Below are 23,630 nucleotides of genomic sequence, written 5' to 3' on the forward strand. Positions count from 1 at the left end.
TCGGCACTTCTCCCCAAGGGGAGAAGCGGGAGATAGCCGCGCCCGTGCCATTTCCACAGGTGGTCGCCAGGCAGGCGACAACGAATTCGAACCGGGAGACATCCATGGCCGCATTGGCCGCCGCCTTGCCAACGCACGTACCCTTGCTCGAAGTCCACGGCATATCCAAGCAGTTCTCGGGTGTCGCGGCCCTGCAGGATGTTTCGCTCGATGTCCGGCCCGGAGAAATCCTCGGCCTGCTCGGCGAGAATGGTGCGGGGAAATCCACGCTGCTCAAGATCCTGTCGGGCGCCCAGCCGCCGTCCAGCGGCAGCATCACCTTCGACGGCATCGATTACAAACCACATAATCCCGCTGCCGCCAAGCACGCCGGTATCGTCACCATCTACCAGGAACTCAGCCTCATTCCGACATTGTCGGTCGCGGAGAATATCTTCATCGGCCGCGCGCCCGTGGGCCGTCTCGGGCTGATCGACTGGCGCCGCATGCGGGCCGAGACCCGTACTCATATCGCCCGCGTCGGCCTCTCTATCGACCCCGATACACCGGTTTCCGCGCTCTCCGTCGCCGAACAGCAGCTTGTCGAGATTGCCCGCGCTCTCTCCATAAAGGGCAGGCTGATTATCATGGACGAGCCGACCTCGGCGCTCACCGAATCCGAAGTCCAGCGGCTGCTCGGCATCATGGACCGCCTCCGCAAGGAAGGTGTGGCGATCATGTTCGTCACCCACCGGCTGGAGGAAGCAAGCACGATCTGCGACCGCATGACGGTGCTGCGCGACGGGCGACTCGCCGGACATCTGTTGCGAGAGGAGGGACGGCCGGTGCCGATCCCTGCCATCATCGAGAAGATGGTCGGTCGCGCCGCATCAGAACTCTATGCCCGGCCTACCCAGCGGGAAACCGCAGGTGCCGTCCGGCTCAGCGTGCGCGGCCTTCGCACACAGCGCGACCCCGAGGCGCCGCATGCCATCGTGCTGGACGGCGTCGATATTGATCTCAAATCAGGCGAAATTCTCGGCGTGGCGGGCCTTGTCGGTTCCGGCCGCACGGAGCTTGCCCGGGCCATCTTCGGCGCCGACCAGATCGCCGCGGGCACGATCACCCTCGACGGTAAGCCCATCGCGCCGAAATCTCCCGCCGACGCCATCGAACTCGGCATCGGCCTTGTGCCCGAGGATCGCAAGCACCAGGCGATTTTCGCCATGCTGGAGATCCAGCAGAATTTCTCCGTCGCGGCGCTCGATACCTATTCGAACGCCATCGGCATCATGGCAGAGGGGCGTGAACGGCAAGCGCTCGGCGAATACAAGAAGGCATTGTCGATCCGCATGGCGTCGCCCGACCAGGCGATCGAGGGCCTCTCTGGCGGCAACCAGCAGAAGGTGATCATCGCCCGCTGGCTGACCCGTGATCCCAAGGTGCTTGTTGTCGATGAGCCGACGCGCGGCGTCGATGTCGGCGCCAAGGCCGAGGTGCACCAGATTCTCGTGCAACTTGCCGCGCGCGGCATCGCCGTGATGGTGATATCGTCCGAGCTGCCTGAAGTGCTTGCCGTCAGCGACCGCATCGTCACAATGCGCAAGGGAAGGATCACCGGCGAAATGCCCGCAGTGGAAGCAACCGAGGAAAAGCTCATGGCGCTGATGGCGCTGGGCGCCGATCAGAATGGGCAGCGGCAGGGAGACGCTTGATGACAGTCACGATCGACACGGAAGAACGCAAGGGTCCGAATATCTTCCGCATCCTCAAGCAGTTCGGCCCGCTTCTGTTTCTCATCATCCTGATGATCGTTTTCACGGTATTGAAGCCAAGCTTCATCGATCCGATCAACGTCTTCAATATCATGCGCCAGATTTCGATCACGGGGCTGATTGCACTCGGCATGACCTTCGTCATTCTCACCGCCGGCATCGACCTCAGCGTCGGGGCGCTGCTGGCGCTTTGCGGCATGGTCGCGGCCATCGTCGCCAAGGGCGGGGCGGCCAGCACGCTGTCGCTCTCGGCATCCGAGGGCACCGGCTATGGCTGGTTCGCGGCGCTGCTTGCGGCCGTCGTCGTCGGCTCGGCGGCCGGTGGGATACAGGGTCTGACCATCACCAAGCTGAAGGTGCCGCCCTTCGTCGTCACGCTCGGCGGTCTTACCATTTTTCGTGGCCTGACGCTCATGCTCTCCAATGGTGGGCCGATCTCGGGCTTCACGCCCGATATGCGCTGGTTCGGCACGGGGCTGATCGGCCCGGTTCCAGTTCCGGTTATCATCTTCGCCATCGCGGCCGTGCTCTGCCATATCGTGCTGCGCTATACGCGCTACGGCCGGGCGGTCTATGCCGTCGGAGGCAATTCGGAAGCAGCGCGTCTCTCCGGCCTCCGGGTCGATCGCGTGCTGGTCTCGGTCTATGTCATCGTCGGTTTCTTCTGCGGGCTCGCGGCGTTCGTGCTCTCCGCACGGCTCAATTCCGCCGAAGCCGTAGCGGGCCTCGGCTATGAGCTGACCGTGATCTCGGCGGTGGTCATCGGCGGCACCTCGCTGTTCGGCGGCATCGGTAGCGTTGGGGGAACGGTGGTGGGCGCGGCGCTGATCGGGGTGCTGCAGAACGGGCTGCAGTTCAACAACGTCTCGTCCTACACGCAGTCGGTGGTGATCGGCCTGATCCTGATCCTGGCCGTGGCCTTCGACCGCTGGCTCAAGTCGCGGGCGCGGGTGTGAACAGTCCGGCCTTCAAGCCGGGCAGCCGCATTAGGAGCAGCACGCCGCGCAACACGAGGAAGATGTTGAGAGATATCCAGAGCCCGTGGTTGCCGAGCGACGGCACCAGCAAAGCCAGCGCCAGACAATAGCCCGCGAAGGCCATGACCATGCGGTTGCGCATCGCGTGCGACCATGTCGCGCCGATATAGACCCCATCCATGTGGAAGGCGAGGAAGCCCGACAGCGCGGTCAGCGCAGCCCAGGGCAGATGCTGGTAGGCGGCAAGGCGCACTTCCGGCACTGTCGTCAGGAAATCGATCAGGGGGTGGCCGATGGCGAGGAAGACCAGCGTGGTGAAGCCCGCCAGCACCGCCGACCATATGCCGGTCAGCCAAACGCCACGCTCGAAAGCTGGCCGATAGGTAGCACCGATCGCGCGTCCGATGATCGTCTCTGCCGCATTGGCCAGTCCATCGAGCCAGAAGCCCGCGACCATGAAGAAGTTCATCAGCACCGCATTGGCGGCAAGCGTGACCGGGCCGAAGCCGGAGCCGATGCGGGTCAGGATGAAGAACGCGCCGATCAGCACGAAGGTGCGGATCAGGATATCGCCGTTCAGCGCGAAGAGCGCCCTGAGCTTTTCGCGCGCGAAAGTGCCGGGCACATCGAGCGGGTTTCTGGCCCGGAACGGCTTCAGCACCACATAAAGGCCGGCCGCCGTGCCGATCACCTCGCTGATCGCCGTGGCGACCGCGATGCCCGCGATACCGTAGCCCAGCGTGAGGCCGAACAGGATGGTCAGCACGATGTTGATGCTGTTGATCAGTACTTGCAGGAAGAGCCCGATCCGGGTCTGCGCCCGGCCAAGCAGATAGCCGAGGATGGCGAAATTCGCGAGCCCGGCCGGCACCGACAGCATGCGGATCATGAACCATTCGGATGTGGCAGCGGCCGTCTCCGTACCGGGTGACATGATCCACAGCCCACCCGCCAGCAGCAATGGGGAAAGCAGCACGATGGCCACGCCGCAGACCACAGCCGTTGCCAGCGCCCGCCAGAACACTGCCTCCTGCTCGGCACGATCCTCGCGGCCCCAGGCTTGCGCCACGAGCGCCGTGGTCGACGCCCGCAGGAAATTGAAGCTGCCGAAAATCAGGTCGAACAGCACGGCGCCGATCGCCAGTCCCGCCAGCATGGCGGGATCGCCGAGCCGTCCCGCCACCGCCGTATCGGTGATCCCGAGCAGCGGAATGGTGAGGAAGCCCAGGGTCATCGGCAGCGCCAGACCCAGCACCATCCGGTGGGTCACCTCGAACGCACCGGCTGGCCTGGCATCACGCTGCATCAGGATCTCAGCGAAAAGTGCGCGGGCGAATTGGAGAGCACCATGGCCCAGAAGGGCCGGTCGCCGGTGCCGGTGTTCTTGGCAACGGCGACACCGACGCCGCTATAGGAACCCAGCATGTTTTCGAGATGTTTGCGGGAATTGATCCAGGCCTCGATCGCCGCCTCGGCGCTGTCCTGTCCTGTCGCGATATTCTCGGCGGCGGGCAGGGGCACTTCCATTCGTTTCATGCGGGCGAGGAAACTCCTGTCATCGCCGAGATCGTGATTCATCTTGCCGTAGCGCGACATGCGGATTGCGTGATCCTTTGCGGCATTGGCCGCGACCGGATCGTTGAACAGGCTGGATCTGCCCTGCCTGCGCCTGACGCTATTGACCATCGGAAGTGCCGCATCGGTCATGTCGGCCGACGTGCCGCTTTCGATCGGCGCGAGCGTCGATGTGACCGAACAGCCGGCGAGAAGAAGCGTGGTTCCGAAACCGATCAGGAAGAGACGCCGGGAGAATGGATAGTCCATGGTTTTCAGGTTTTCCGCCAGTTGAGAATGCGAAGAATGATAAAGACAGGCACAACGATCATCGCGCCGACGATCAGGTAATCGCCGACCCGACCGAGTGCCGCAAAGCCCGAGTTCCAGAGGTCACGCAGACCGCGCTGGATGAACCGCACGAGGTCCCACGGCGAGAAGCCCATCATGCTCATCACGAAGCCGACCACCACTGAAATGACGACAAGTTTGATGATCGTGCGTCCCGGTGTGTCCCCGAGCAACCGGTTCAGCCCTTCGGCCATTTAATCTCTCCATTCGAATCGCGAATTCGCTTGACCCACCGACAAGGCGGAAATTAGACCTTATACCAAGGATCGATGATAGAAACCCATGGGATCGGCTCGATCTTCGTTTCCGGCCAGGAGAGGTTCGCAGCCACGATGCCTTCGCATCGTGCAAGAGCCTCGACGCCGCCGGAGACTGGGAGAAGCCGACCGGAGGTGGTTCATACAGGCCTTTCGGCGTTGTTGCGATCCTCGACCGATGCGAAGGCATCGCTCTTCGGACCGCGCCTAGCCGAAAGGTCTGTATGAACCATCCTATGGGTTCCTATCATCGATCCTTGGTATTAGATGCAACATTGAAAAGAATCCCATGGCCAGAAACCTTTCCTCCGGCGATATCACCGCCGACCGCCGCGCCGACTACGCAAAGATGCTCTCGGAGAACGGCGATCACAGCGCCGCCACCGACCTGATGCAGCAGGCTCTCGAGCTCGTGCCCAACTGGGCCGCGGGCTGGTTCCAGCTCGGCGAACTCGCGGAAAAGGCCGGCGACAAGCAGCGCGCCGTGGATGCGTTTCGCAAGGTGACGGAGTTTGATCACAACGACATGTTCGGCGCCGGGCTCAAGATCGCCAAGATCGAGGGCAGGACGCCTGATCTGCCGCCGAGCGCCTATGTCGCGGAGATGTTCAACGATTACGCCAGCCGCTTCGACGAGTCCCTGGTGGAAAAGCTGCAATATACTGTGCCGGCCAAGCTCAGCGCATTGGTTGATGCCCATCTCGGCGCCGGGCACAAGTTCTTCAACGCCGTCGATATCGGCTGCGGCACCGGCCTTTTCGGCGCCGAGATATCAGCCAACTGTTACCGGCTCGAAGGTTATGACATATCGGATTCCATGCTGGCCAAGGCAGCGGCGAAGAAGATCTACAATCATCTCGGCCGGGCCGACCTATCCCTGCCGCCCGACCAATCCGGCCTGTTCGGCTCCCCCCGCCGCGCCGATCTGGTTTCGGCCGCCGACGTCATGATGTATCTCGGCGACTTGAAGGCGGCCTTCGCCAATGTCGCCGCGCTGATCAAGCCCGATGGCGTCTTCGCTTTCTCGGTCGAGAAATCGGCCGAGGACAGCGGCTTCGAGCTTCGCCCGTCGCTCCGCTACGCCCATTCCGAAACGCATGTGGCAACCGCGCTCGCCGCCAACGGGCTGGAGACAATCGCGACCGAGGAAACCGTGATCCGCACGGATGCGGGCGAGCCGATCACGGGGTTGTTGTTCCTGGCGCGACGATCGGGATAACGACTTCGAATTCTGGTTCGCCCCTCATCCGGCTGCCGCCACCTTCTCCCCGTTATTACGGGGAGAAGAAATTTGTGGCACTGTCGGCGCCTCTAGCGCCCTTCGCCCCGCCTTAGCGGGGAGAAGGTGGCGGCAGCCGGATGAGGGGCGAAGCTCCACATATCACTCAAGACCAAAGCCCATGTTGCAGTGCACCCTAATCCGGGATAAGGACCCGGGAGACCTTAGCGGAGCGGGCATGGCGAAGATCGGCTTCTGGAATACCGAACCGGCCAGGCATTCCCTGTTCGAGGATGCGCAGGGACTGTTCACCGGCACGGTGCTCGCGGCCCTCGGCGTGATGCTGCTTGCCAAGGCCGGGCTGATGACTGGCGGCGTGGCCGGCGTTGCATTCCTGCTCCATTATGCCTTCGGCTGGAGCTTCGGCCTCGGCTTCTTCCTGATCAACCTGCCCTTCTATTACCTCGCTTATAAGAGGCTCGGCCGGGCGTTCACGATCAAGACATTTCTTGCGATCGGGCTTCTCGCGCTGCTCACCGAATACCAGCCGAGACTGCTGGAGATCGGCCATATCGACCCGATCTGGGCGGCAGTGCTCGGCGGCCTGCTGATCGGCATGGGCATGCTGGCGCTGTTTCGCCACCGGGCGAGCCTTGGCGGCATCGGTATCATGGCGCTCTATTTCCAGGATAGGTTCGGCTGGCGGGCGGGGCTGGTGCAGCTTGGCATCGATCTGGTGATCCTTGCCGTGTCCTTCTTCGTCGCCAGCCCCTTCATCGTCCTCTGCTCGGTGATCGGCGCGCTGGCGATGAATTTCTTCATCGCCGTCAATCATCGCACCGATCGCTACATAGCAATATGATCACGCCGCCTCGGCAGCCTGGTCGATCGGGTGCTGCGAGCGGAAGCCGACCGCGAGCCGGTTCCAGATGTTGATCGCGCCGATCGCGACCGTCAGCTTGGTCATCTCCTCCTCGCTGAAATGCGCCTTGAGCGCTTCATATGCATCGTCGGGCGCGCCGGTCTGGGCGAGGTTGGTCACCGCATCGACCCAGCCGAGCAGGGCGCGTTCTCTGATATCGTAGACCGGCGATTCCTTCCACACGGACATCAGGTTGATCCACTGTTCCGAAAGACCGGTATGGCGGGCTTCCTTGCTGTGCATGTCGACGCAATAGGCGCAGCCATTGATGATCGACGCGCGCAGCTTGATCAGGTGGATATGGCGCTTTTCGATGCCCGAGTTCTGGACATATTCCTCGAGTGCGGCGACGGCCTTATAGGCATCCGGGGCGGCTTTGTAGAAGTTGAAGCGGGGCTGCATTTAGGTTTTCCTTTCAGTTTCTCAGGGGGAGTTCACGCGGATTTGCGTTCGTTGATTTCGAGGAAAGCGCAGCCTCGGGCGGCGATGGCGCCGTCGGTATCTGTTTCGTTCAGGTCGCTGATCACGTCCGATATCTTCACGCGGGCAAGCTCATTGCGATAGGCGCGCTCCGCCTTCAGCATCGCGGAGGCGATGCCGCAGGGTTTCGTGGGTATGCCGGGAATGGGGTTCGGCCCGCGCTGGCGAATCTCATTGCAGCGGAAGGCCGGGGCATCGCCTTCGACCGCGAGCACGATATCGAGCAGCGAGATATCACTGGGCGCCCGGGCAAGCCGGTAGCCGCCCTTGGGTCCAGGCACCGTCTGGACAAGTCCAGCGCCGGACAGTGCCTGCAGGTGCTTGAGCAGGTAACTCGGCGATACGCCGTGAAACTCAGCCAGCGCCGCCGCCGACAGCACGCTGCCATCCGTGAGGTGCGCCAGCATCGTCACGCTGTGAATGGCCTGCTCTACGCCGTCGCTCATTTTCATTGGCTTGTTCCTTAATCGTGGATATTTTTTATCTATGATTATCGCAGTGATCAAGCCATGTTTTGTGAACGCAGCGTTTCGGTCTTGCCAGCGGGAGCAAAAGGATTATTTTCCTCTTGTTGGAGCCAGAGGATCATGGATGGATTGCCGAGCAAACGAGGAGACCGGGGCGATGCTGCCCGAGCCCTTTGCCGGCTGGTTCGCATCCAAGGGCTGGCGTCCGCGTCCGCACCAACTGGCGCTGGTCGACGAGACCGCAAAAGGGCAATCGGCGCTGCTGATCGCGCCGACCGGGGCGGGCAAGACGCTTGCTGGTTTCCTGCCGTCACTGATCGCGCTGACCCGTCGTGGCAGGAAGCCGCCGGGCTCGGCTTTCCGCGGCATCCACACACTCTACATCTCGCCGCTCAAGGCGCTGGCCGTCGATATCGAGCGCAATCTCGAGCGCCCCGTGTCCGAAATGGGCCTCAACATCTCGGTCGAGACCCGCACCGGCGACACGCCGCAGGGCAAGCGCACCCGCCAGCGGCTCAATCCGCCCGATATCCTGCTGACCACGCCCGAGCAGGTGGCGCTGCTGATCGCCTCCAACGAGGCCGAGCGCTTTTTCAAGGACATGGAATATGTGATCTTCGACGAGCTTCATTCGCTGGTCACCTCCAAGCGCGGACATCTTTTGTCGCTCGGGCTGGCGCGGTTGAGGAAGCTCGCGCCAAAGCTGAAGACGCTCGGCCTCTCGGCGACCGTCGCGGAGCCGGACGACCTTCGCAAATGGCTGGTCGCGCAGGCACCGGAGGAAGCGCGGCTGTCCGGCCTCGTCACGGTGTCGGGCGGTGCGCGGCCTGTCATCACCATCCTCGATACGGAGGAGCGCATTCCATGGTCCGGCCACTCGGCGCGCTATGCGATGGGCGAAGTCTACAAGGCAATCGGCGAGCACAGGACGACCATCCTGTTCGTCAACACCCGCTCGCAGGCGGAGATGCTGTTCCAGGAACTCTGGCGGATCAACGACGATTCGCTGCCGATCGCGCTGCATCATGGTTCGCTCGATGTCGGCCAGCGCCGGCGGGTCGAGGCCGCGATGTCGGAGAACAAGCTGCGCGCCGTGGTGGCAACCTCGACTCTCGATCTCGGGCTCGATTGGGGCGATGTCGATCTGGTCATTCATATCGGCGCGCCCAAGGGCGCGTCACGGCTCGCCCAGCGCATCGGACGTTCCAACCACCGCATGGATGAACCATCAAAGGCGATCCTGGTGCCGGCCAATCGCTTCGAGGTTATGGAGTGCCAGGCCGCGCTCGATGCAAACTATGTCGGCGCGCAGGATACGCCGCCGGTCGGTCGCGGCGCGCTCGATGTGCTCTGCCAGCACATCATGGGCATGGCATGCGCCGATCCCTTCGATGCGCTTCACCTCTATGACGAGATCATCTCGGCCTCGCCTTATGCGGACCTAAGCTGGGAGACTTTCGAGCGAGCGCTGGATTTCGTCGCCACCGGCGGCTATGCGCTCCGGACCTATGAGCGCTATGCCAAGATTCGCAGAAATGCTGACGGGCTCTGGCGTGTCTCCAATCCGGTCTACGCCACGCAATACCGGCTCAATATCGGCACGATCATCGAATCGCCGGTACTGAACGTGCGACTCGTCCGAAAAGGCAGGGGTGCCACCGGACGCGGCGGGCCGGTGCTGGGCCAGGTCGAGGAATACTTCCTGGAGACGATGAAGCAGGGCGACACGTTCATGTTTGGCGGCCGGGTGCTGCGATTCGAGGGCATCCACGAAAATGAGTGCCTGGCCTCGGAAGCGCGCGCCGAGGATCCCAGGATTCCGGCCTATGCCGGCGGCAAGTTCCCGCTCTCGACCTTTTTGGCTGAAGGCGTGCGCGCCATGCTCGACGATGCCGCCCGCCGCGAGCGCCTGCCCGACCAGGTGCGCGACTGGCTGGCGATACAGGCTGAGAAATCGGTCCTGCCGAAGCGCGACGAACTGCTGATCGAGACTTTTCCGCGCGGGCAGCGCTTCTATTTCGTGGCCTATCCGTTCGAGGGCCGTCTCGCGCACCAGACGCTCGGCATGCTGCTGACCCGGCGTCTGGATCGCGCCGGCGCCAAGCCGCTGGGTTTCGTCGCCACGGATTACTCGATCGCCATCTGGTGCCTCGAGGATATCGGCGCGATGATCGGGGCGAAGAAGTTGTCGCTTGCGAAGCTCTTCGACGAAGACATGCTGGGCGACGATCTCGAGGCCTGGCTCAACGAGACCTATCTCCTCAAGCGGACGTTTCGCGCCTGCGCGGTCATCGCGGGCCTGATCGAGCGCCGGCATCCCGGCAAGGAGAAGTCGGGCCGGCAGATTACGGTGTCAGCCGACCTGATCTACGATGTTCTCCGCGCTCACGAGCCCGACCACATCCTGCTCGAAGCCACGCGCAGCGACGCGGCAAAGGGGCTTTTGGATATTCAGCGACTTGGCGATATGCTGGCGCGAATCAAGGGGCATATCAGGCTCCAGCGGCTCGACCAGATTTCGCCGTTGGCGATTCCGGTCATGCTCGAAATCGGCAAGGAATCGGTCAGCGGCGCCGCTGACGAGGAACTCCTCAAGGAGGCCGCCGAGGATTTGATCGCGGATGCAATGGGATGAATTGAGCAGGCATGAGCATGACGTCAATAGCACCCCCCTCTGCCCTGCCGGGCATCTCCCCCACAAGGGGGGAGAACGACTTGCGGCGCGCCCATCGCTCCAAGCAAGCGTCACAGGATTGGTGCTCGACAGCAATTGTAGCCAGGGAGCGTGCTCCATCCATTCTCCCCCCTTGTGGGGGAGATGCCCGGCAGGGCAGAGGGGGGTGCTGATCGTGCGCAACCTTGCTTATGCCTTGAGTTCCATCGCAAATCCGGCGCAACACGCCTTCATCGAAACTGAACTCAACGGCCAGACCGTTGTCCTCGACCCCGCTGGTGCAATCTATCTCCCCGATTGCGGCCTGCTTTGCGTTTCCGATCTTCATCTGGAAAAAGGCGCGGCCTATGCGCGGCGTGGTCAGCTTCTGCCGCCATGGGACACCTTCGCGACACTGAAAATACTCGGCACCGTCATCGCGCGCCACAATCCACGTCTCGTCGTTTCGCTCGGCGATAATTTCCACGATCGTCGCGGTTCGGCTGAAATGCCGGAGCTTGGCCGGACGATGATCCGCGAGATGGCGGCCGGCCGCGAATGGATCTGGATCTCGGGCAATCATGATCCCGATGGCGTCGAGAACCTGCCCGGTATCTCAGCCGAAACACTCACTTATGGCGGCCTGCATTTCCGGCACGATCCGCTGAAGGAGCCGCATGCCGGCGAAATCTCGGGCCATCTTCACCCGGCTGCAGTACTGATCCGCCGGGAGCGAGGTGTGCGCCGCCCCTGTTTCGCCACCGACGGCAAGCGGCTGATCATGCCGTCCTTCGGCGTGATGACCGGCGGGCTCGATCTCCGCCACAAGGCCTTTGCCGGCCTGTTCGAGAAGACGCAGCTCGTTGCCCATATGCTGGGCCAGGGCCGCGTCCACTCGATTTCCTATAGCCGCCTGAGCGGCTGAGTTCTTCATTTCACGTTTTCCGGCCGATAGCGCACGATCACGCCGCCGCCGGAAAGCCCCTTGGCCTCGATCAGGTCGACCTTCACCTTGCCTTTGAAGAACGGGTTGCCCTTGCCGATGGCGATCGGCGCGTAGCAGATCATCAATTCGTCGACCAGGCCGGCCTGCAGCAGTGAATGGGTGAGATCGGCACTGCCGAAGATGTAGGAATCCTTCGTGTCTTCTCGGCGCATACGGGTGATCTCGCCCTCGATATCATCGGTCATTCGCGTGTTGTTCCATTCCGAGGTCTTCTGGGTGCGGGACGCCACCAGCTTCGGCAGGGCGTTCATGTAGGTCGTCGTCGTGGAGGGCTCGGACTTGGTCCAGTAGTCGCGCATGCCTTCATAGGTCACGCGGCCGAAGACCAGTGCAGCAGCCTTCTCGCCGAATTCGTCGCTCAGCTTCTCGAGTTCCGGACCCCAGACGAAATTGTGCAGTTCCAGATCCCACTTCTTCTCGCCTTCGAAAAAGCCGTCGAGCGACAGGATATTCCATGCGATGAGCTTAGCCATTTCAATTCCTCCAATGTTGTTTCTAACCAGTTGCATTTTGCAAGCGGTTGATTTGTAGCGAAACCGGTTTTATATTGCAAGTGGTTTAGGAGAAAAAAGATGAAAGACGCACATCGGTCGGGTTGTCCGATCAACCTGACGCTGGAAATCCTGGGGGATCGCTGGAGCCTTATCGTGCTGCGCGACATGATGTTCGGCAACCGCAGGCATTTCCGCGAATTGCTGTCGAAATCCCAGGAGGGCATCGCCTCCAACATTCTCGCCGACCGGCTCAAGCGGCTGGTGGAGGAGGGGCTGCTGAGCAAGGTCGACGACCCCAGCCACAAGCAGAAATCGATCTACAGCCTCACCGAGATGGGCATCCAGCTGGTGCCGGTCTTTGCCGCCATGGGTACCTGGGGCCGCAAGTTCCTGGCCGTTTCCGAAGAGCTATCGATTCGCGCCGAGCTTCTGGAAAACGGCGGGCCGAAAATGTGGGAGGGCTTCATGGAAGAACTTCGCCATCTGCATCTCGGCGCGCCGGCGCCTGAGAGATCGGTGTTCGGAGAGTTACGCTCGGCCTATGAAGCGGTCGTGGCGAGGAAAGAAGTCGCGGCGTAATCCGCCGCAAGTTCAATCGCGCCGGAACATCAGGCTCGCCGTCCATCCGGTAAGCACCGCGAGCAGCACGGAAAACATCCCGTAGAGCAGCGGCTGGTCGAAGGCGGCGGCGGTTATCGCCTCCTCGAGGCCTGTCTTGACGACGCTCATTTGCAGCGTCTTTTCGTCGAAAAGCCGGCCTTCCCTGAACAGGTAGGCACGGATCGTGTGGGCGCCATTCGGGATATCCGCAGGGATATGGATCGTTGCGGCGAAGAGCGACGAGGAGACGAATTTCACGCCGCCGGGATTGGTCTGGTAGAGGCGCGAATCCTCCTTCAGCTTCAGGAACGCGTCGCGATAGAGCGCCACGTCCTCGGCCCGGCCCGAAAAGGACGACGGCACGATGCGCGCACGCGGCAGGCCGACGGAATGGGTCACGAGTTCGCTGCCACGCGCGATCTTGTCTAGGTCGCGCGTCGAGGCCATCGAATAGGATTCCGGCATCGCCTCGAACACCACCGAATGGCGATTGATCCAGATGCCGGCAACGCGTTCCTTGCGCCGCATGGTGATGCGGTCGCGCGGACCCTCCAGCGCCACCACGATATCGTAGCCGCCCTTGGCGAGCAGTGCCGGATCGACATTCTCGATCGCTCCGAACAGCGTGACATCGGTGCCTGCGAAATCCGGCACGATGGCGATCTCGGTCGAGGATATGCCGATATTGAGCGCCTCGCGGAGCGGCGTCTGGTCTTCCGGAGCCGCCACCTGTGCGACGGCATTCACGGCCGTCAGCAGCAACAGCGCTATTGCCACCCGGCCTCTCATCGCACGGCTCCCGAGCGGACGATCGAATAGATATCCGCCGGCGGTGTGAAGAGATCGAGCGCCAGCCGGGCGCCGACCGCGAGGATCAGGATGGCGAGCAGCGCGCGCAGTTGCTCGGCCTTCAGCTTCTGGCCGGCGCGCACGCCATATTGCGCGGCGACCACGCCGGCAAGCATCAGTATGAAAGCCAGCACGATATCGACGGAATTGTTCACCACCGCCTGGATGATCGTCGCATAGGTCGACACGAAGATGATCTGGAACAGCGAGGTGCCGACGACGACTGATGTCGGGATGCGCAGCAGATAGATCATCGCCGGCACCATGATGAAGCCGCCGCCGACGCCCATGATCGATGTCAGCACGCCGACGCCGAAGCCGAGCGCCACCACCGGGATGACCGAGAGATAGATCTTCGACTTCTTGAACCGCATCTTGAATGGCAGCCGATGCACCCAATTGTGCTGGCCGCTGCGATTGAGGGTGATCGTCTCGTTGCGGCGGGCGCGGCGGATCGCGTTAACGCTCTCCCACATCATCATCGTGCCGACGGACGAGAGCAGCACGACGTAAAGGAGCGAGATCATGAGATCGAGTTGGCCGAGCTTCTTCAGCGCCTGGAATATCCATATGCCCAGCGTGGCGCCGGCCAAGCCTCCCGCGAGCAGCACGCCGCCCAGCTTGAAATCCAGCGTGCCACGCCGGAAATGGGTAATCGCGCCCGAGATCGAGGAGGCGACGACCTGGTTGGCACCGGTTGCCACCGCGATTGCCGGGGGTACATTGTAGAAGATCAGCAGCGGCGTGATCAGGAACCCGCCACCGACACCGAACATGCCGGAGAGAAAGCCGACGGCCGCGCCCATGCCCAGTATGATGAAGATGTTCACCGAAAGCTCGGCGATGGGCAGGTAGATCGTCACTGGCTATGAGCCTTTTTCGCAATACAAGCAGGACAGGCGGGAGTTTTTCCGGGCCTGTTTGCGATCGTTACATATTGATTTTAATAAACTCTTGCGCCGGGCAATTGTGGCTGTCAACCAGCCCGCCGACCTGATTTCAAGTTTAATTAATTTAGATTTTCGCTGTATTGTAGACAGGTTAAGTCGTGATTGATCTTCTTGTCGGATTTCGTCCCGATGTCGTCACTGCTGAACACTCTTTAATCAGGTTTAAGATTTTTCGAGGTAAGAGGGGGACATGAATCCGCATGTTTCCGCTAATTGGTTCGAGATCGCCTTCCCGGTGATGATGACCCTGATCCTGGGCGTTCAACTGTGGCGACGAAGCCAGCCTCGGGACGGCCGCCTTGGCAGGGTTGGAGCCGTGGGGATCATTCTCGCGCTGGCAGTCGGGTCCGCTGCAAACCTTTTCTATCAGCGCGCCTTGAACGTGAGAGTCTGGCCACCGGTCAACATATTCGACCAAGTGGTGGTGACTGCGGCTGGCGATGTCTTCGTGAAGATGAGCGACCCGATTATGGGTCGGACAAATAAGGTTCAGCGCTACAATTGCCGCGGGGAATTCAGAACCGCCTTTCAGCCGGATAATGGAGGGGGCTTGTTCAAGATCGCCGTCAATCCGGACGACACGCTCAGCATCTTCAGCGTCAGAACGGACTCGATCGACACTTTCAAACTGGACGGGACATTCCTGCAGAGGCGTGAGATGGACAATCTGCAGATGCCGTTCAAATTCCTCAACCGCGGCCCGTCGGTGCTAAAGACAAATGGTTGCGAGTTTATCCTGGACCCTGCTTCCGGCCGCCCAGCGGTAAAAGATAGCGCTGGCATCTGGCCGCTGGAACGTGGCGATTGGGTGCTCGAATACGTGCTCGATCGCCGGAACATCGCAAGGGCCGCTTTATTGGGCGGTTTGATGTTGGCGATCTACTATATCAGAACGCGCAATCAGAGAGCCGCAACCAAGGCCTGACACAGGCAGTTCGGTTGCGGCGAGGATTTGCGGAGCGGCGGAGAAGGTTCGAGCGACTTAGGCCGGAGTCTTCGCCTTGTTGCGCTTGAGCAGTTCCTTGACAAGGGCGTCGTCGATGCGGCCGCTGGGTTCCTGGCCGACGGATTTCTGGAACGCCTTGATCGCGGTTACGGTCTTCTTGCCCATCTCGCCATCCGGTTTGCCGGCGTCGAAGCCATTGTTGTTGAGGATCGCCTGGATGTTGCGGATCGCACGCTTCATGTCGACGGTCGCGGTGGTCTTGCCCTTGGCGAGCCATTCGTCCGGCACCATCGGCGTGTTGGCCGCGTCGTTCATTGCCTTCGGCTTCCAGAGATCCAGCTTGGCCTTGGCGCTCTTCAACTGTTCGGGCGAAAGGGCGTTGGCTACCTCGTCGCGCTTCTGGGCGGCGTCCTGGTCGCCTTCGCGGGCGGCGATCGCAAACCACTTGTAGGATTCCGTGAGATCCTGCGGTACGCCATTGCCACGCGCATAAAGGATCGCGAGGTTGAACTGGCTGTCGCGCACATTGAGGTCGGCCGCCTCGGTGAACCAATGCGCGGCTTGCGCGAAATCCGGCGTGCCGCCGACACCCGTCGCATAGAGCACCGCGAGATTGTGCATGGCGCTGGCATTGCCCTTGTCGGCCGCAGCCGTGTAGAGCGTCCGCGCCTTGGTGATATCGCGGGTGACGCCGGTGCCCTTCTCGTAGAAGTTCGCGAGCCGGTACTCAGCCGGTGCATTACCCTTGTCGGCGGCGAGCGCATACCACTTGGACGCTTCCGCCAGATCGACTTTGACGCCGCCACGGCCATCGGTATAGCGGGCGCCGATTTCGAAATAGGCGAGTGGATCGCCCTTCTTGACGGCTTCGGCGAGTGAAGCCGGACTCAGACCGGCGGGGACTTCGACTTCGGTCTTTGCCGATGCCTGCTTGTCTGCCGGAACCTCGGCGGCCTGGTCGGTTGCTTTCTGCTCGTCGGCGGCGGGGATGGTGTCCGTGGTTTCGGCGGGAACGGCCGCATCCCTAGGCGCATCGGCTGTGACGGCCTCAGGCGTCGCATCAGCCGGCTTCTCCAGCACGGATGCACTGTCGGTGCTCTCGACGGGTGCCATCATCTTGTCGGATGCGGTCTCCTCTACGGGAGTCGTATCCACCGGCGCAGCAGCATCGTCCACCGGCTTTTCGGCTTCGACCGGTGCCGCAGCATCGTTTGCCACCGGTGTATCCGTCGTGGCGGCATTCGTCGTCTCGGCGGGAATGTCGATCGCACGTTCCTGGGCGACTTCCGGTGCCACGACCGCGGCATCGCGATTGCCGATCAGGTTGGACACCAGCGGATAGGACATCATCACCAGCAGCACGGCGGCAGCGGCGAGCAGGATGGGGCGGCGGTTGCTGCCCATACCGCCGAACATCGATTTCGACGGCTGCTTTTCCTTCTTGAAGGCTGTCGGCTGAGCGAATTTCTGAGCGCCGGCTTCCGCGGCGGCGGCCTGGGCGGCACGGCGGGCAGCGGCGATCACATCGCTCGAACTGCCAGACGCAGCGGCGTCGCGCCTGCCGTTCTGCTGGCCATTGCGAACCTTTTCGAGAATTTTCTTCACATCCGGCACGCCGGAGCCGGGCTCCAGCAACATATTGGGTTCGGCAGCGACGACTGCCTCGCCCGGATCGAGCGCGGGCGCCGGCTCGATGGAGACACGGGCTGCGTCCTTGGGCTTGTCCTTTTTCCCCGGCTTCAGCTTCGCGGCAAGGCTGGCGATCAGGCTTTTCGATGGCTTGGCATCAGCCTTTGCCGCCACCGGTGCGGGGTTGGCTTCCACGAGATCGTCCGAGGCGGTTTCGTCCGCCGGCATCATCTCTTCTTCGTCGAAGACCGCGACCTTGGAATTTTCGGGTGCGCGGCGCAGCTTCGGCTCATCGGCCAGCAGGTCGACATGGGCGAAATCCGGCTGCGGTGCCCTTGGCATAGCGACCGTTTCCATCAGCCGTTCACGGCTTTCGCGGACGGGTTCCTGAACCGGGGCTGCGCGCTCGACGTACCGCTCGGTGGGCGCGGGCGTGCCGAGGTCGTTCAGCCGGCCGGCGATCTGCACAAGGGTCTCGTGCAATGCTTCGAAGGTCGCCTGGGTCCGTTCCTCGCTGGAGCGGCTATGTGATTCCAGTGTGCGGAGATCTTCGGCCAAGCCGCTGAGCGCCTGCATTTCGGAGGCGCTGACGCCCTGCTGCGCGGCAAAGCCGTTGCGCGAATAGGCCTCGACGACCGTTTCCGCCGCCTGGCGCGCCGCTTCGACGATGAACTCGTCGCTGGAAGCGATATAGTCCTCGATGGCGTTCATCCGGGTGCCGAAGTCTTGCGGCAGGCCGGAGGCAACCGGCATCGCCGTGCCGGGCTGGTTGAGCAGGCCCGAGAGGTTGGCGATCTGCTCTTCCAGGCTCTTCAGCGCACCCTTGTCGGTGGCGGGCGCTGCCGCACTTTCATCGAGGCGGGCGGCGATATCGGCCAGCCGGTTTTCAAGCCGTGTCATGGCCGCCGAGTCGGTCGATGCCACAGCCGCTACCGTTGCCGGCAATTCGATCTCGTCGATCCTGCGCGACAGCATTTCAAGACGATCGATCAGCGCATCGGCATTGCCGCCGCCCAGACTATCGATCTTGCGGGAGATATCCTCGAGATGGCCGGTAAAGGCAGCGGGTGCAGCGCTCTCACGGAAATTCCGCTCGATCAGGCTGGAAAGCTGGCCGAGCCTGTCCTCGAGTTTGCGGGTGGCTTCCTCGGTCGCCATCTCCTCGATGCGGGCGGTGAGCGCCTCGATGCGAGCGGCGACCTCATCGGCGGGGTTTGCGGTCTGCATCGCGCCGATATGATCGACAAGGTCCTCGATCCGGTTTTCGAGCCGCTGCAGCGTAGCACCATCGAGCACCGAGCCGGATGGCCGGGCAGAGGCCGCAATGGCGCGGGTGATTTCATCGAGCCGCTGGTCGAGGCCGGAGAACTGTTCGGCTATGGCAGTATGTTGCTGGGCGATCACATTCTGGCCCTGCATCTTGCGGCCGAGCATCTCCACCGCATTGGCGACGGCGAGCAGCTTGTCCTCGAGCGCCTTGACCGCGGGGGCCGCGCTCATTTCGCCGAGTCCTGACTTGATGCCGTCGATCCGCCAGGCAAGCTGAACCAGCTCCTCCTTCAGCGCATCGGGGCTGAAGCCGGAAATCGCCTTTTCGGTATTTGCGAAGCGCGCTTCGAGACCGCGCACGCTGTCTTCGCGGGCGACGCCGCCCAGCATGGCGCGTAGCTCGTCGAGATCGGCGCGCAGAGGGCGCGTGTCCATGTTGCGGCTGGCGCCTTCGAGCTTGTCGAGCGACTGCGCGAGCACCATCAGGTCGTCGTGCAGGTCTTCCACGCCGCCCTGTGGTGCGGTCGCGGCGGCTGCCTTCAGGCTGCGCATTTCGTTCTTCAGCTCGCTCAGGCTACCCTGCAGGCCGTCGCCGAGTTCCCGATGCAGTTCCTCGCGGAGCGCCGCGAGCGTCGCGGCGATCTCGCCGATCGCCGGGTCCGGTGCCGCGACGCGGGGCGCGGGGCGATCCCATGCGGGCTCGTTCATGCGTTGGGGCTGTTCGTAAACGGGCGCTTCGTATCTCTGTTGCTCGGGATATCTTTGGGGCTCGGGTCTGCTGCGTTCCATGACGGCGGATACGCGTTCGCGGGTGCCGCCCAGCGAGCGCTGGCGCTCCAGGATCTCGTCGACGGGGCTTCGCCCGGCCGGCTTCATCTGGTTTTTCTCGCCCATGAGGCCCTGTATCCGTGCCTCCAGCCCTTCGATCGTGCGATTGAGCTGGTCCAGCGAGGACTTGCCGCCATTGGGGGTGTTTGATCGCGATCCGTTCATATCAGCAGCCCGCTCGACTCCCTGCCGGAAACTACCGGCGTTGCTGTCACCGGCGCCGATCAAGCCAGCTCTCCGGGCAGTCCTTCGTCCTCGAACAGTAGCCAGCAGGACTTTCGCCGGGCTGACTGGGACTGGACAGACTAATGCGGAGAGCGGGCCAAATCGAATACTCGCGCCGCTTTTCATTAACGAGGTTTTACAAATCGTGGTAAACAACCCGTTAACCCGAATGAAATTTCTTTAACCTTTCGGGTTTTGGGCATGGTTTTTGGTCATTTGCCCCTTTGTTTGCGTCCCCAAACCCTCAATGAATCCATCCTTGCCCAAGCGAGGCGCCCTATCGTCATTCCGCGAAGCCAGACCAGGGGGCAGGCCGGGAGCGTCGGCAAAACTGTTCGAAAATGATTTTTGACGTTTACGCAAACGTCAAAGTTTTGTAGTAGAGATGGCATCGCAAGAGCAAAGCCGGATTGGGTGAGGAGACCTGAAATGCCCGTTTACAAGGCGCCCGTCGAAGATACGCTGTTCGTTCTCAACGACGTTCTGGGACTTGAGAAATATCACAACCTTCCGGGTTTCGCTGATGCCACGCCCGACATGATCGAAGCGATCGCCGGCGAAGCCGCCAAGATTTCCGAGGAAGTGTTCTTCCCGCTCAATCTCTCAGGCGACCAGGAAGGCTGCACACGCCACGCCGATGGCTCGGTGACGCCGCCCAAGGGCTTCAAGCAGGCTTATGACGCCTACTGCGAGGGTGGCTGGTCCGGTCTTTCGGTGCCGGAGGAATTCGGCGGCCAGAACCTGCCTTACACGCTTCACAGCGCCGTCGGCGAGTATATGTCGTCCGCCAATATGGCGCTGATGATGTATCCGGGCCTGACCAACGGCGCAGTCGCCGCGATCCTCGTCCATGGCTCCGAGGAGCAGAAGCGCACCTATGTGCCCAACATGGTGTCGGGCAAATGGTCGGGCACCATGAACCTAACCGAGCCGCATTGCGGCACCGATCTCGGCCTGCTCCGCACCAAGGCCGTGCCGCAGACCGATGGCAGCTACAAGATCTCGGGCCAGAAGATATTCATCTCCGCCGGTGAACACGACATGACTGAGAATATCGTCCATCTGGTGCTCGCCCGCATCGAAGGGGCGCCCGAAGGCACGAAGGGCATTTCGCTGTTCATCGTGCCGAAGTTCATCGTCAATGCCGATGGCTCGGTTGGCGCGCGCAACGGCGTCTCATGCGGCGCGATCGAGCACAAGATGGGCATCCACGGCAATGCCACCTGCGTCATCAACCACGACGAGGCGACCGGCTACCTGATCGGCGCCGAGAACAGGGGTCTCGCCGCCATGTTCGTGATGATGAACGAGGCCCGCCTCGGCGTCGGCCTTCAGGGTCTGGCGATCTCGGAGGCCGCCTACCAGAGCGCCGCCCACTATGCCCGCGAGCGCATCCAGGGGCGCTCGCTGACCGGCCCCAAGGCGCCGGACAAGAAGGCCGATCCGATCATCGTCCATGCCGATGTTCGCCGCACGCTGATGCAGATCCGTTCGATCAACGAAGCCGGCCGCGCCTTTCTGCTCTATACCGCGCTGCAATCCGATATCGCCCATCGTTCGCCCGATGAAGCGGAGCGGCAGAAGGCCGACGATATCCTCTCGATCATGACGCCCATCCTCAAGGGCGTGATGACCGATCGTGGCTTCGAAAATGCCGTGCAGGCCCAGCAGATGTTCGGCGGCCATGGCTATATCGAGGAAAACGGCATGAGCCAGTATGTCCGCGATGCCCGCATCACCATGCTCTATGAAGGTGCCAACGGCGTGCAGGCCATGGACCTCGTCGGCCGCAAACTCGCCGCCAATGGCGGCCGCGCCGTGATGGCTGTGTTCAAGGAGATCGCCGATTTCTGCGAGGAAAACCGCGCCGACGAACGCTTGGCACCCTTCACCAAGGCGCTCAAGAAAGGCCTCAACGATCTCCAGGCATCGACGATGTGGTTCATGAGCAACGCCATGGCCAAGCCCGACAATGCCGGCGCCGGCGCCACCGATTACATGCACCTCTTCGGCCTCGTCATCCTCGGCTTCATGTGGGGCAAGAGCGCCAAGGCGGCGTATGAACGGCTGGATGCGGGCGATGCACGCACCGATTTCTTCAACAATAAGCTGGTGACGGCACGGTTCTTCATGGATCGGATGATGCCCGAGACCGTCTTGCGCAAGGCCCGGATCGAGACCGGTGCGGATAGCGTGATGGCGCTGGACGCGGCGGCGTTTTGACGATGGCTTTGATGCTGGCGACACCCCCCTCTGTCCTGCCGGACATCTCCCCCACAAGGGGGGAGAACAGCAGGGTGCGCCGGCTCCCCCCTTGTGGGGGAGATGTCCGGCAGGACAGAGGGGGGTGTCACATCTGATGTCCCACACCAAAATCCCTGATCGTGCCCGCAACAACGCTCGGCGATTACGCTCTGAAATGACCGATGCCGAACGCAAACTATGGAGTGAGCTACGGGCGCATCGTCTCATGGGGTTGAGCTTCCGACGCCAGATGCCAATTGCGGGATACATCGTTGACTTTGCGTGCTCCGATCACAAACTAATCATCGAAGTCGATGGTTCTCAGCATGGCAATGATAGTGACCAGCAATATGATAAGATTCGTACAGCGCGGCTGGAAGCCGACGGTTGGACGGTGCTTAGGTTCTGGAATGACGAACCGTTGAAGAATATCAATGCCGTTTGTGACGCGATCATCAGGACGATCGGGGTGGAGAAATTCGAATGACAGGTTTCAACGTGGCTTACCCCCCTCTGTCCTGCCGGACATCTCCCCCACAAGGGGGGAGAGTGGCTCGTGGCTTCCGTCATGCCCCACCGCAACGGCGTTTTCACTGGTTCCGATTTGAGTTTGAGGCCGGGAGCGCGCCCCATCCACTCTCCCCCCTTGTGGGGGCGATGCCCGGTAGGGCAGAGGGGGGTAACCCCGAATGACAATCAAGCAAATTCTCGCGGACCGCCCAGGGAGAAACACACCATGACCGACGCATTCATCTACGACCACGTCCGCACCCCGCGAGGGCGCGGCAAGAAGGATGGTTCGCTCCACGAAGTGCCGCCGGTGCGGCTTGCCGCGCATACGCTGGAATGGCTGCGCGACCGCAACGGTATCGACACCAACACCATCGACGACATCATCTTCGGCTGCGTCGATCCGGTGATGGAGGCAGGTTCAGTCATCCCCCGCGCGGCGGCCTTCGAGGCCGGTTATTCCAATCGCGCGCCCGGCATGCAGATCTCGCGCTTCTGCGCCTCGGGTCTCGATGCCGTCAACCTTGCCGCCGCCAAGGTGGCGCAGGGGGCTGACGACCTGATCATCGCCGGCGGAGTCGAAAGCATGAGCCGCGTCGGCATGGGCATGTCGGGTGGCGCCTGGCCGGTCGATCCCTCTGTGGCGGTGCCGGCCTATTTCATGCCGCAGGGCGTGTCCGCCGATCTGATCGCCACCAAATACGGCTTCTCCCGCGACGATGTCGACGCCTATGCGGTCGAGAGCCAGAAGCGGGCCGGCCATGCCTGGCAGAACGGCTACTTCAAGAATTCCGTCGTGCCGGTCACCGATATCAACGGCATGGTGATCCTCGACCGCGACGAGCACATGCGCCCGACCACCGACATGCAGGCGCTGGCCGCGCTTCAGGCCTCCTTCACCATGATGGGTGAGATGGGCGGCTTCGATGCGGTGGCGATCCAGGCCCATCCGGATGTCGAGAAGATCAACTATGTCCACCATGCCGGCAATTCGTCTGGAATCGTCGATGGCGCCGCAGCCGTGCTGGTCGGCTCCAAGGCGGGTGGCGAGACACTGGGCAAGAAGCCACGCGCCCGCATCAGGGCGATCGCCAATATCGGCTCGGAACCGGCGCTGATGCTGACCGGCCCGGTCGACGTCACCGAGAAGCTGCTGAAGCGCGCCGGCATGACAATTGCCGACATCGACCTGTTCGAACTCAACGAAGCCTTCGCGGCCGTCGTGCTGCGCTACATGCAGGCCTTCGACATCCCGCACGACAAGATCAACGTCAATGGCGGCGCCATCGCCATGGGTCATCCGCTCGGCGCTACCGGTGCGATGATCCTCGGCACGGTGCTCGACGAACTCGAACGCCGCGACCTCAACACCGCGCTGGTCACGCTCTGCATCGGCGCCGGCATGGGCACCGCGACGATCATCGAACGCGTGTAAGACGGGAGAAC

At 62.2% G+C, this 23,630-nt stretch carries 20 protein-coding genes and 1 pseudogene; 12 read left to right on the top strand and 9 right to left on the bottom strand.

Annotation, left to right across the window (positions count from 1 at the left end):
- Positions 1-203 precede the first annotated feature (203 nt).
- The 3 genes and pseudogenes from ACSQ26_RS01155 to ACSQ26_RS01165 all read left to right on the top strand — a co-directional run.
- Positions 204-632 (top strand): annotated as a pseudogene (locus ACSQ26_RS01155) (ATP-binding cassette domain-containing protein); the annotation flags it as partial.
- A complete protein-coding gene (locus ACSQ26_RS01160; RefSeq protein ID WP_436015040.1) occupies positions 606-1,694 on the top strand; it encodes a sugar ABC transporter ATP-binding protein in 1,089 nt (362 codons plus the stop codon). The pseudogene ACSQ26_RS01155 and the gene ACSQ26_RS01160, both read left to right, overlap by 27 nt.
- Positions 1,694-2,710: an ABC transporter permease gene (locus ACSQ26_RS01165; RefSeq protein ID WP_436005475.1), complete on the top strand. Its 1,017-nt coding sequence runs from the start codon at positions 1,694-1,696 to the stop codon at positions 2,708-2,710. The genes ACSQ26_RS01160 and ACSQ26_RS01165 overlap by 1 nt, the downstream gene beginning before the upstream one ends.
- On the opposite strand, the gene ACSQ26_RS01170 is transcribed toward ACSQ26_RS01165, so the two are convergent.
- Genes ACSQ26_RS01170 through ACSQ26_RS01180 form a run of 3 tightly spaced genes read right to left on the bottom strand, consistent with a single transcriptional unit; the run spans position 2,688 to position 4,830 of the window.
- The gene (locus ACSQ26_RS01170; RefSeq protein ID WP_436005477.1) at positions 2,688-4,037 is read right to left on the bottom strand and encodes an MATE family efflux transporter; all 1,350 of its coding nucleotides are present in this window, start codon (positions 4,035-4,037) and stop codon (positions 2,688-2,690) included. The two genes, ACSQ26_RS01165 and ACSQ26_RS01170, sit on opposite strands and share 23 nt — an antisense overlap.
- Positions 4,037-4,555: a CAP domain-containing protein gene (locus ACSQ26_RS01175; protein ID WP_436005479.1), complete on the bottom strand. Its 519-nt coding sequence runs from the start codon at positions 4,553-4,555 to the stop codon at positions 4,037-4,039. Before ACSQ26_RS01175 ends, ACSQ26_RS01170 begins: the two co-directional genes overlap by 1 nt.
- A gap of 5 nt (positions 4,556-4,560) precedes the next feature.
- Positions 4,561-4,830 (bottom strand): DUF6460 domain-containing protein, encoded by a 270-nt coding sequence (locus ACSQ26_RS01180; protein WP_436005481.1) that lies wholly within the window; start codon positions 4,828-4,830, stop codon positions 4,561-4,563.
- A gap of 352 nt (positions 4,831-5,182) precedes the next feature.
- Here ACSQ26_RS01180 and ACSQ26_RS01185 point away from each other — a divergent pair, with 352 nt between their 5' ends.
- Both ACSQ26_RS01185 and ACSQ26_RS01190 read left to right on the top strand, forming a co-directional pair.
- Positions 5,183-6,112 (top strand): methyltransferase, encoded by a 930-nt coding sequence (locus ACSQ26_RS01185; protein ID WP_436005483.1) that lies wholly within the window; start codon positions 5,183-5,185, stop codon positions 6,110-6,112.
- Between the two features lie 238 nt (positions 6,113-6,350).
- Positions 6,351-6,974 (top strand): YitT family protein, encoded by a 624-nt coding sequence (locus tag ACSQ26_RS01190; protein ID WP_436005485.1) that lies wholly within the window; start codon positions 6,351-6,353, stop codon positions 6,972-6,974.
- Here ACSQ26_RS01190 and ACSQ26_RS01195 read toward each other — a convergent pair whose 3' ends face one another.
- Complete coding sequence (locus ACSQ26_RS01195; protein ID WP_436005487.1) at positions 6,975-7,436, bottom strand: carboxymuconolactone decarboxylase family protein; 462 nt, start codon at positions 7,434-7,436, stop codon at positions 6,975-6,977. It abuts the gene before it with no gap.
- A gap of 32 nt (positions 7,437-7,468) precedes the next feature.
- Positions 7,469-7,966 (bottom strand): RrF2 family transcriptional regulator, encoded by a 498-nt coding sequence (locus ACSQ26_RS01200; protein ID WP_436005489.1) that lies wholly within the window; start codon positions 7,964-7,966, stop codon positions 7,469-7,471.
- A gap of 139 nt (positions 7,967-8,105) precedes the next feature.
- On the opposite strand from ACSQ26_RS01200, the gene ACSQ26_RS01205 reads away from it, so the two are divergent.
- Complete coding sequence (locus ACSQ26_RS01205) at positions 8,106-10,616, top strand: ligase-associated DNA damage response DEXH box helicase (RefSeq protein ID WP_436005491.1); 2,511 nt, start codon at positions 8,106-8,108, stop codon at positions 10,614-10,616.
- A gap of 208 nt (positions 10,617-10,824) precedes the next feature.
- Positions 10,825-11,559, top strand: coding sequence for a ligase-associated DNA damage response endonuclease PdeM (gene pdeM / locus ACSQ26_RS01210; protein WP_436015042.1), 735 nt, complete (start codon positions 10,825-10,827; stop codon positions 11,557-11,559).
- Between the two features lie 5 nt (positions 11,560-11,564).
- Here the strand turns inward: pdeM and ACSQ26_RS01215 are convergent, their stop codons facing one another.
- The gene (locus ACSQ26_RS01215; RefSeq protein ID WP_436005493.1) at positions 11,565-12,113 is read right to left on the bottom strand and encodes a dihydrofolate reductase family protein; all 549 of its coding nucleotides are present in this window, start codon (positions 12,111-12,113) and stop codon (positions 11,565-11,567) included.
- Positions 12,114-12,212: 99 nt separating this feature from the next.
- Between ACSQ26_RS01215 and ACSQ26_RS01220 the strand changes: the two genes are divergently transcribed.
- Positions 12,213-12,713: a winged helix-turn-helix transcriptional regulator gene (locus ACSQ26_RS01220; protein WP_436005495.1), complete on the top strand. Its 501-nt coding sequence runs from the start codon at positions 12,213-12,215 to the stop codon at positions 12,711-12,713.
- A 12-nt stretch (positions 12,714-12,725) separates the two neighbouring features.
- On the opposite strand, the gene ACSQ26_RS01225 is transcribed toward ACSQ26_RS01220, so the two are convergent.
- Both ACSQ26_RS01225 and ACSQ26_RS01230 read right to left on the bottom strand, forming a co-directional pair.
- On the bottom strand, positions 12,726-13,523 hold the full coding sequence (locus ACSQ26_RS01225) for a TIGR02186 family protein (protein WP_436005497.1): 798 nt from the start codon (positions 13,521-13,523) through the stop codon (positions 12,726-12,728).
- Positions 13,520-14,446 carry a sulfite exporter TauE/SafE family protein gene (locus ACSQ26_RS01230; RefSeq protein ID WP_436005499.1) on the bottom strand — a complete coding sequence of 309 codons (927 nt, stop codon included), beginning with the start codon at positions 14,444-14,446 and terminating at the stop codon, positions 13,520-13,522. The genes ACSQ26_RS01225 and ACSQ26_RS01230 overlap by 4 nt, the downstream gene beginning before the upstream one ends.
- Before the next feature lie 277 nt (positions 14,447-14,723).
- On the opposite strand from ACSQ26_RS01230, the gene ACSQ26_RS01235 reads away from it, so the two are divergent.
- Complete coding sequence (locus ACSQ26_RS01235) at positions 14,724-15,458, top strand: hypothetical protein (protein WP_436005501.1); 735 nt, start codon at positions 14,724-14,726, stop codon at positions 15,456-15,458.
- 57 nt (positions 15,459-15,515) lie between these two features.
- Here the strand turns inward: ACSQ26_RS01235 and ACSQ26_RS01240 are convergent, their stop codons facing one another.
- Entirely contained in the window at positions 15,516-19,370 is a 3,855-nt protein-coding gene (locus ACSQ26_RS01240; RefSeq protein ID WP_436005503.1) for a peptidoglycan-binding protein, read from the bottom strand.
- A gap of 489 nt (positions 19,371-19,859) precedes the next feature.
- Between ACSQ26_RS01240 and ACSQ26_RS01245 the strand changes: the two genes are divergently transcribed.
- The 3 genes from ACSQ26_RS01245 (at position 19,860) to ACSQ26_RS01255 (ending at position 23,619) form a co-directional block, all read left to right on the top strand.
- Positions 19,860-21,653 (top strand): acyl-CoA dehydrogenase C-terminal domain-containing protein, encoded by a 1,794-nt coding sequence (locus ACSQ26_RS01245; RefSeq protein WP_436005505.1) that lies wholly within the window; start codon positions 19,860-19,862, stop codon positions 21,651-21,653.
- A 136-nt stretch (positions 21,654-21,789) separates the two neighbouring features.
- Positions 21,790-22,161, top strand: coding sequence for an endonuclease domain-containing protein (locus ACSQ26_RS01250; RefSeq protein WP_436005507.1), 372 nt, complete (start codon positions 21,790-21,792; stop codon positions 22,159-22,161).
- 249 nt (positions 22,162-22,410) lie between these two features.
- Entirely contained in the window at positions 22,411-23,619 is a 1,209-nt protein-coding gene (locus tag ACSQ26_RS01255) for an acetyl-CoA C-acetyltransferase (protein WP_436005509.1), read from the top strand.
- The last annotated feature ends 11 nt before the right edge of the window (positions 23,620-23,630 follow it).

The organism is Rhizobium sp. LjRoot254 (assembly GCF_964254105.1).
Taxonomy (GTDB): domain Bacteria; phylum Pseudomonadota; class Alphaproteobacteria; order Rhizobiales; family Rhizobiaceae; genus Rhizobium_E.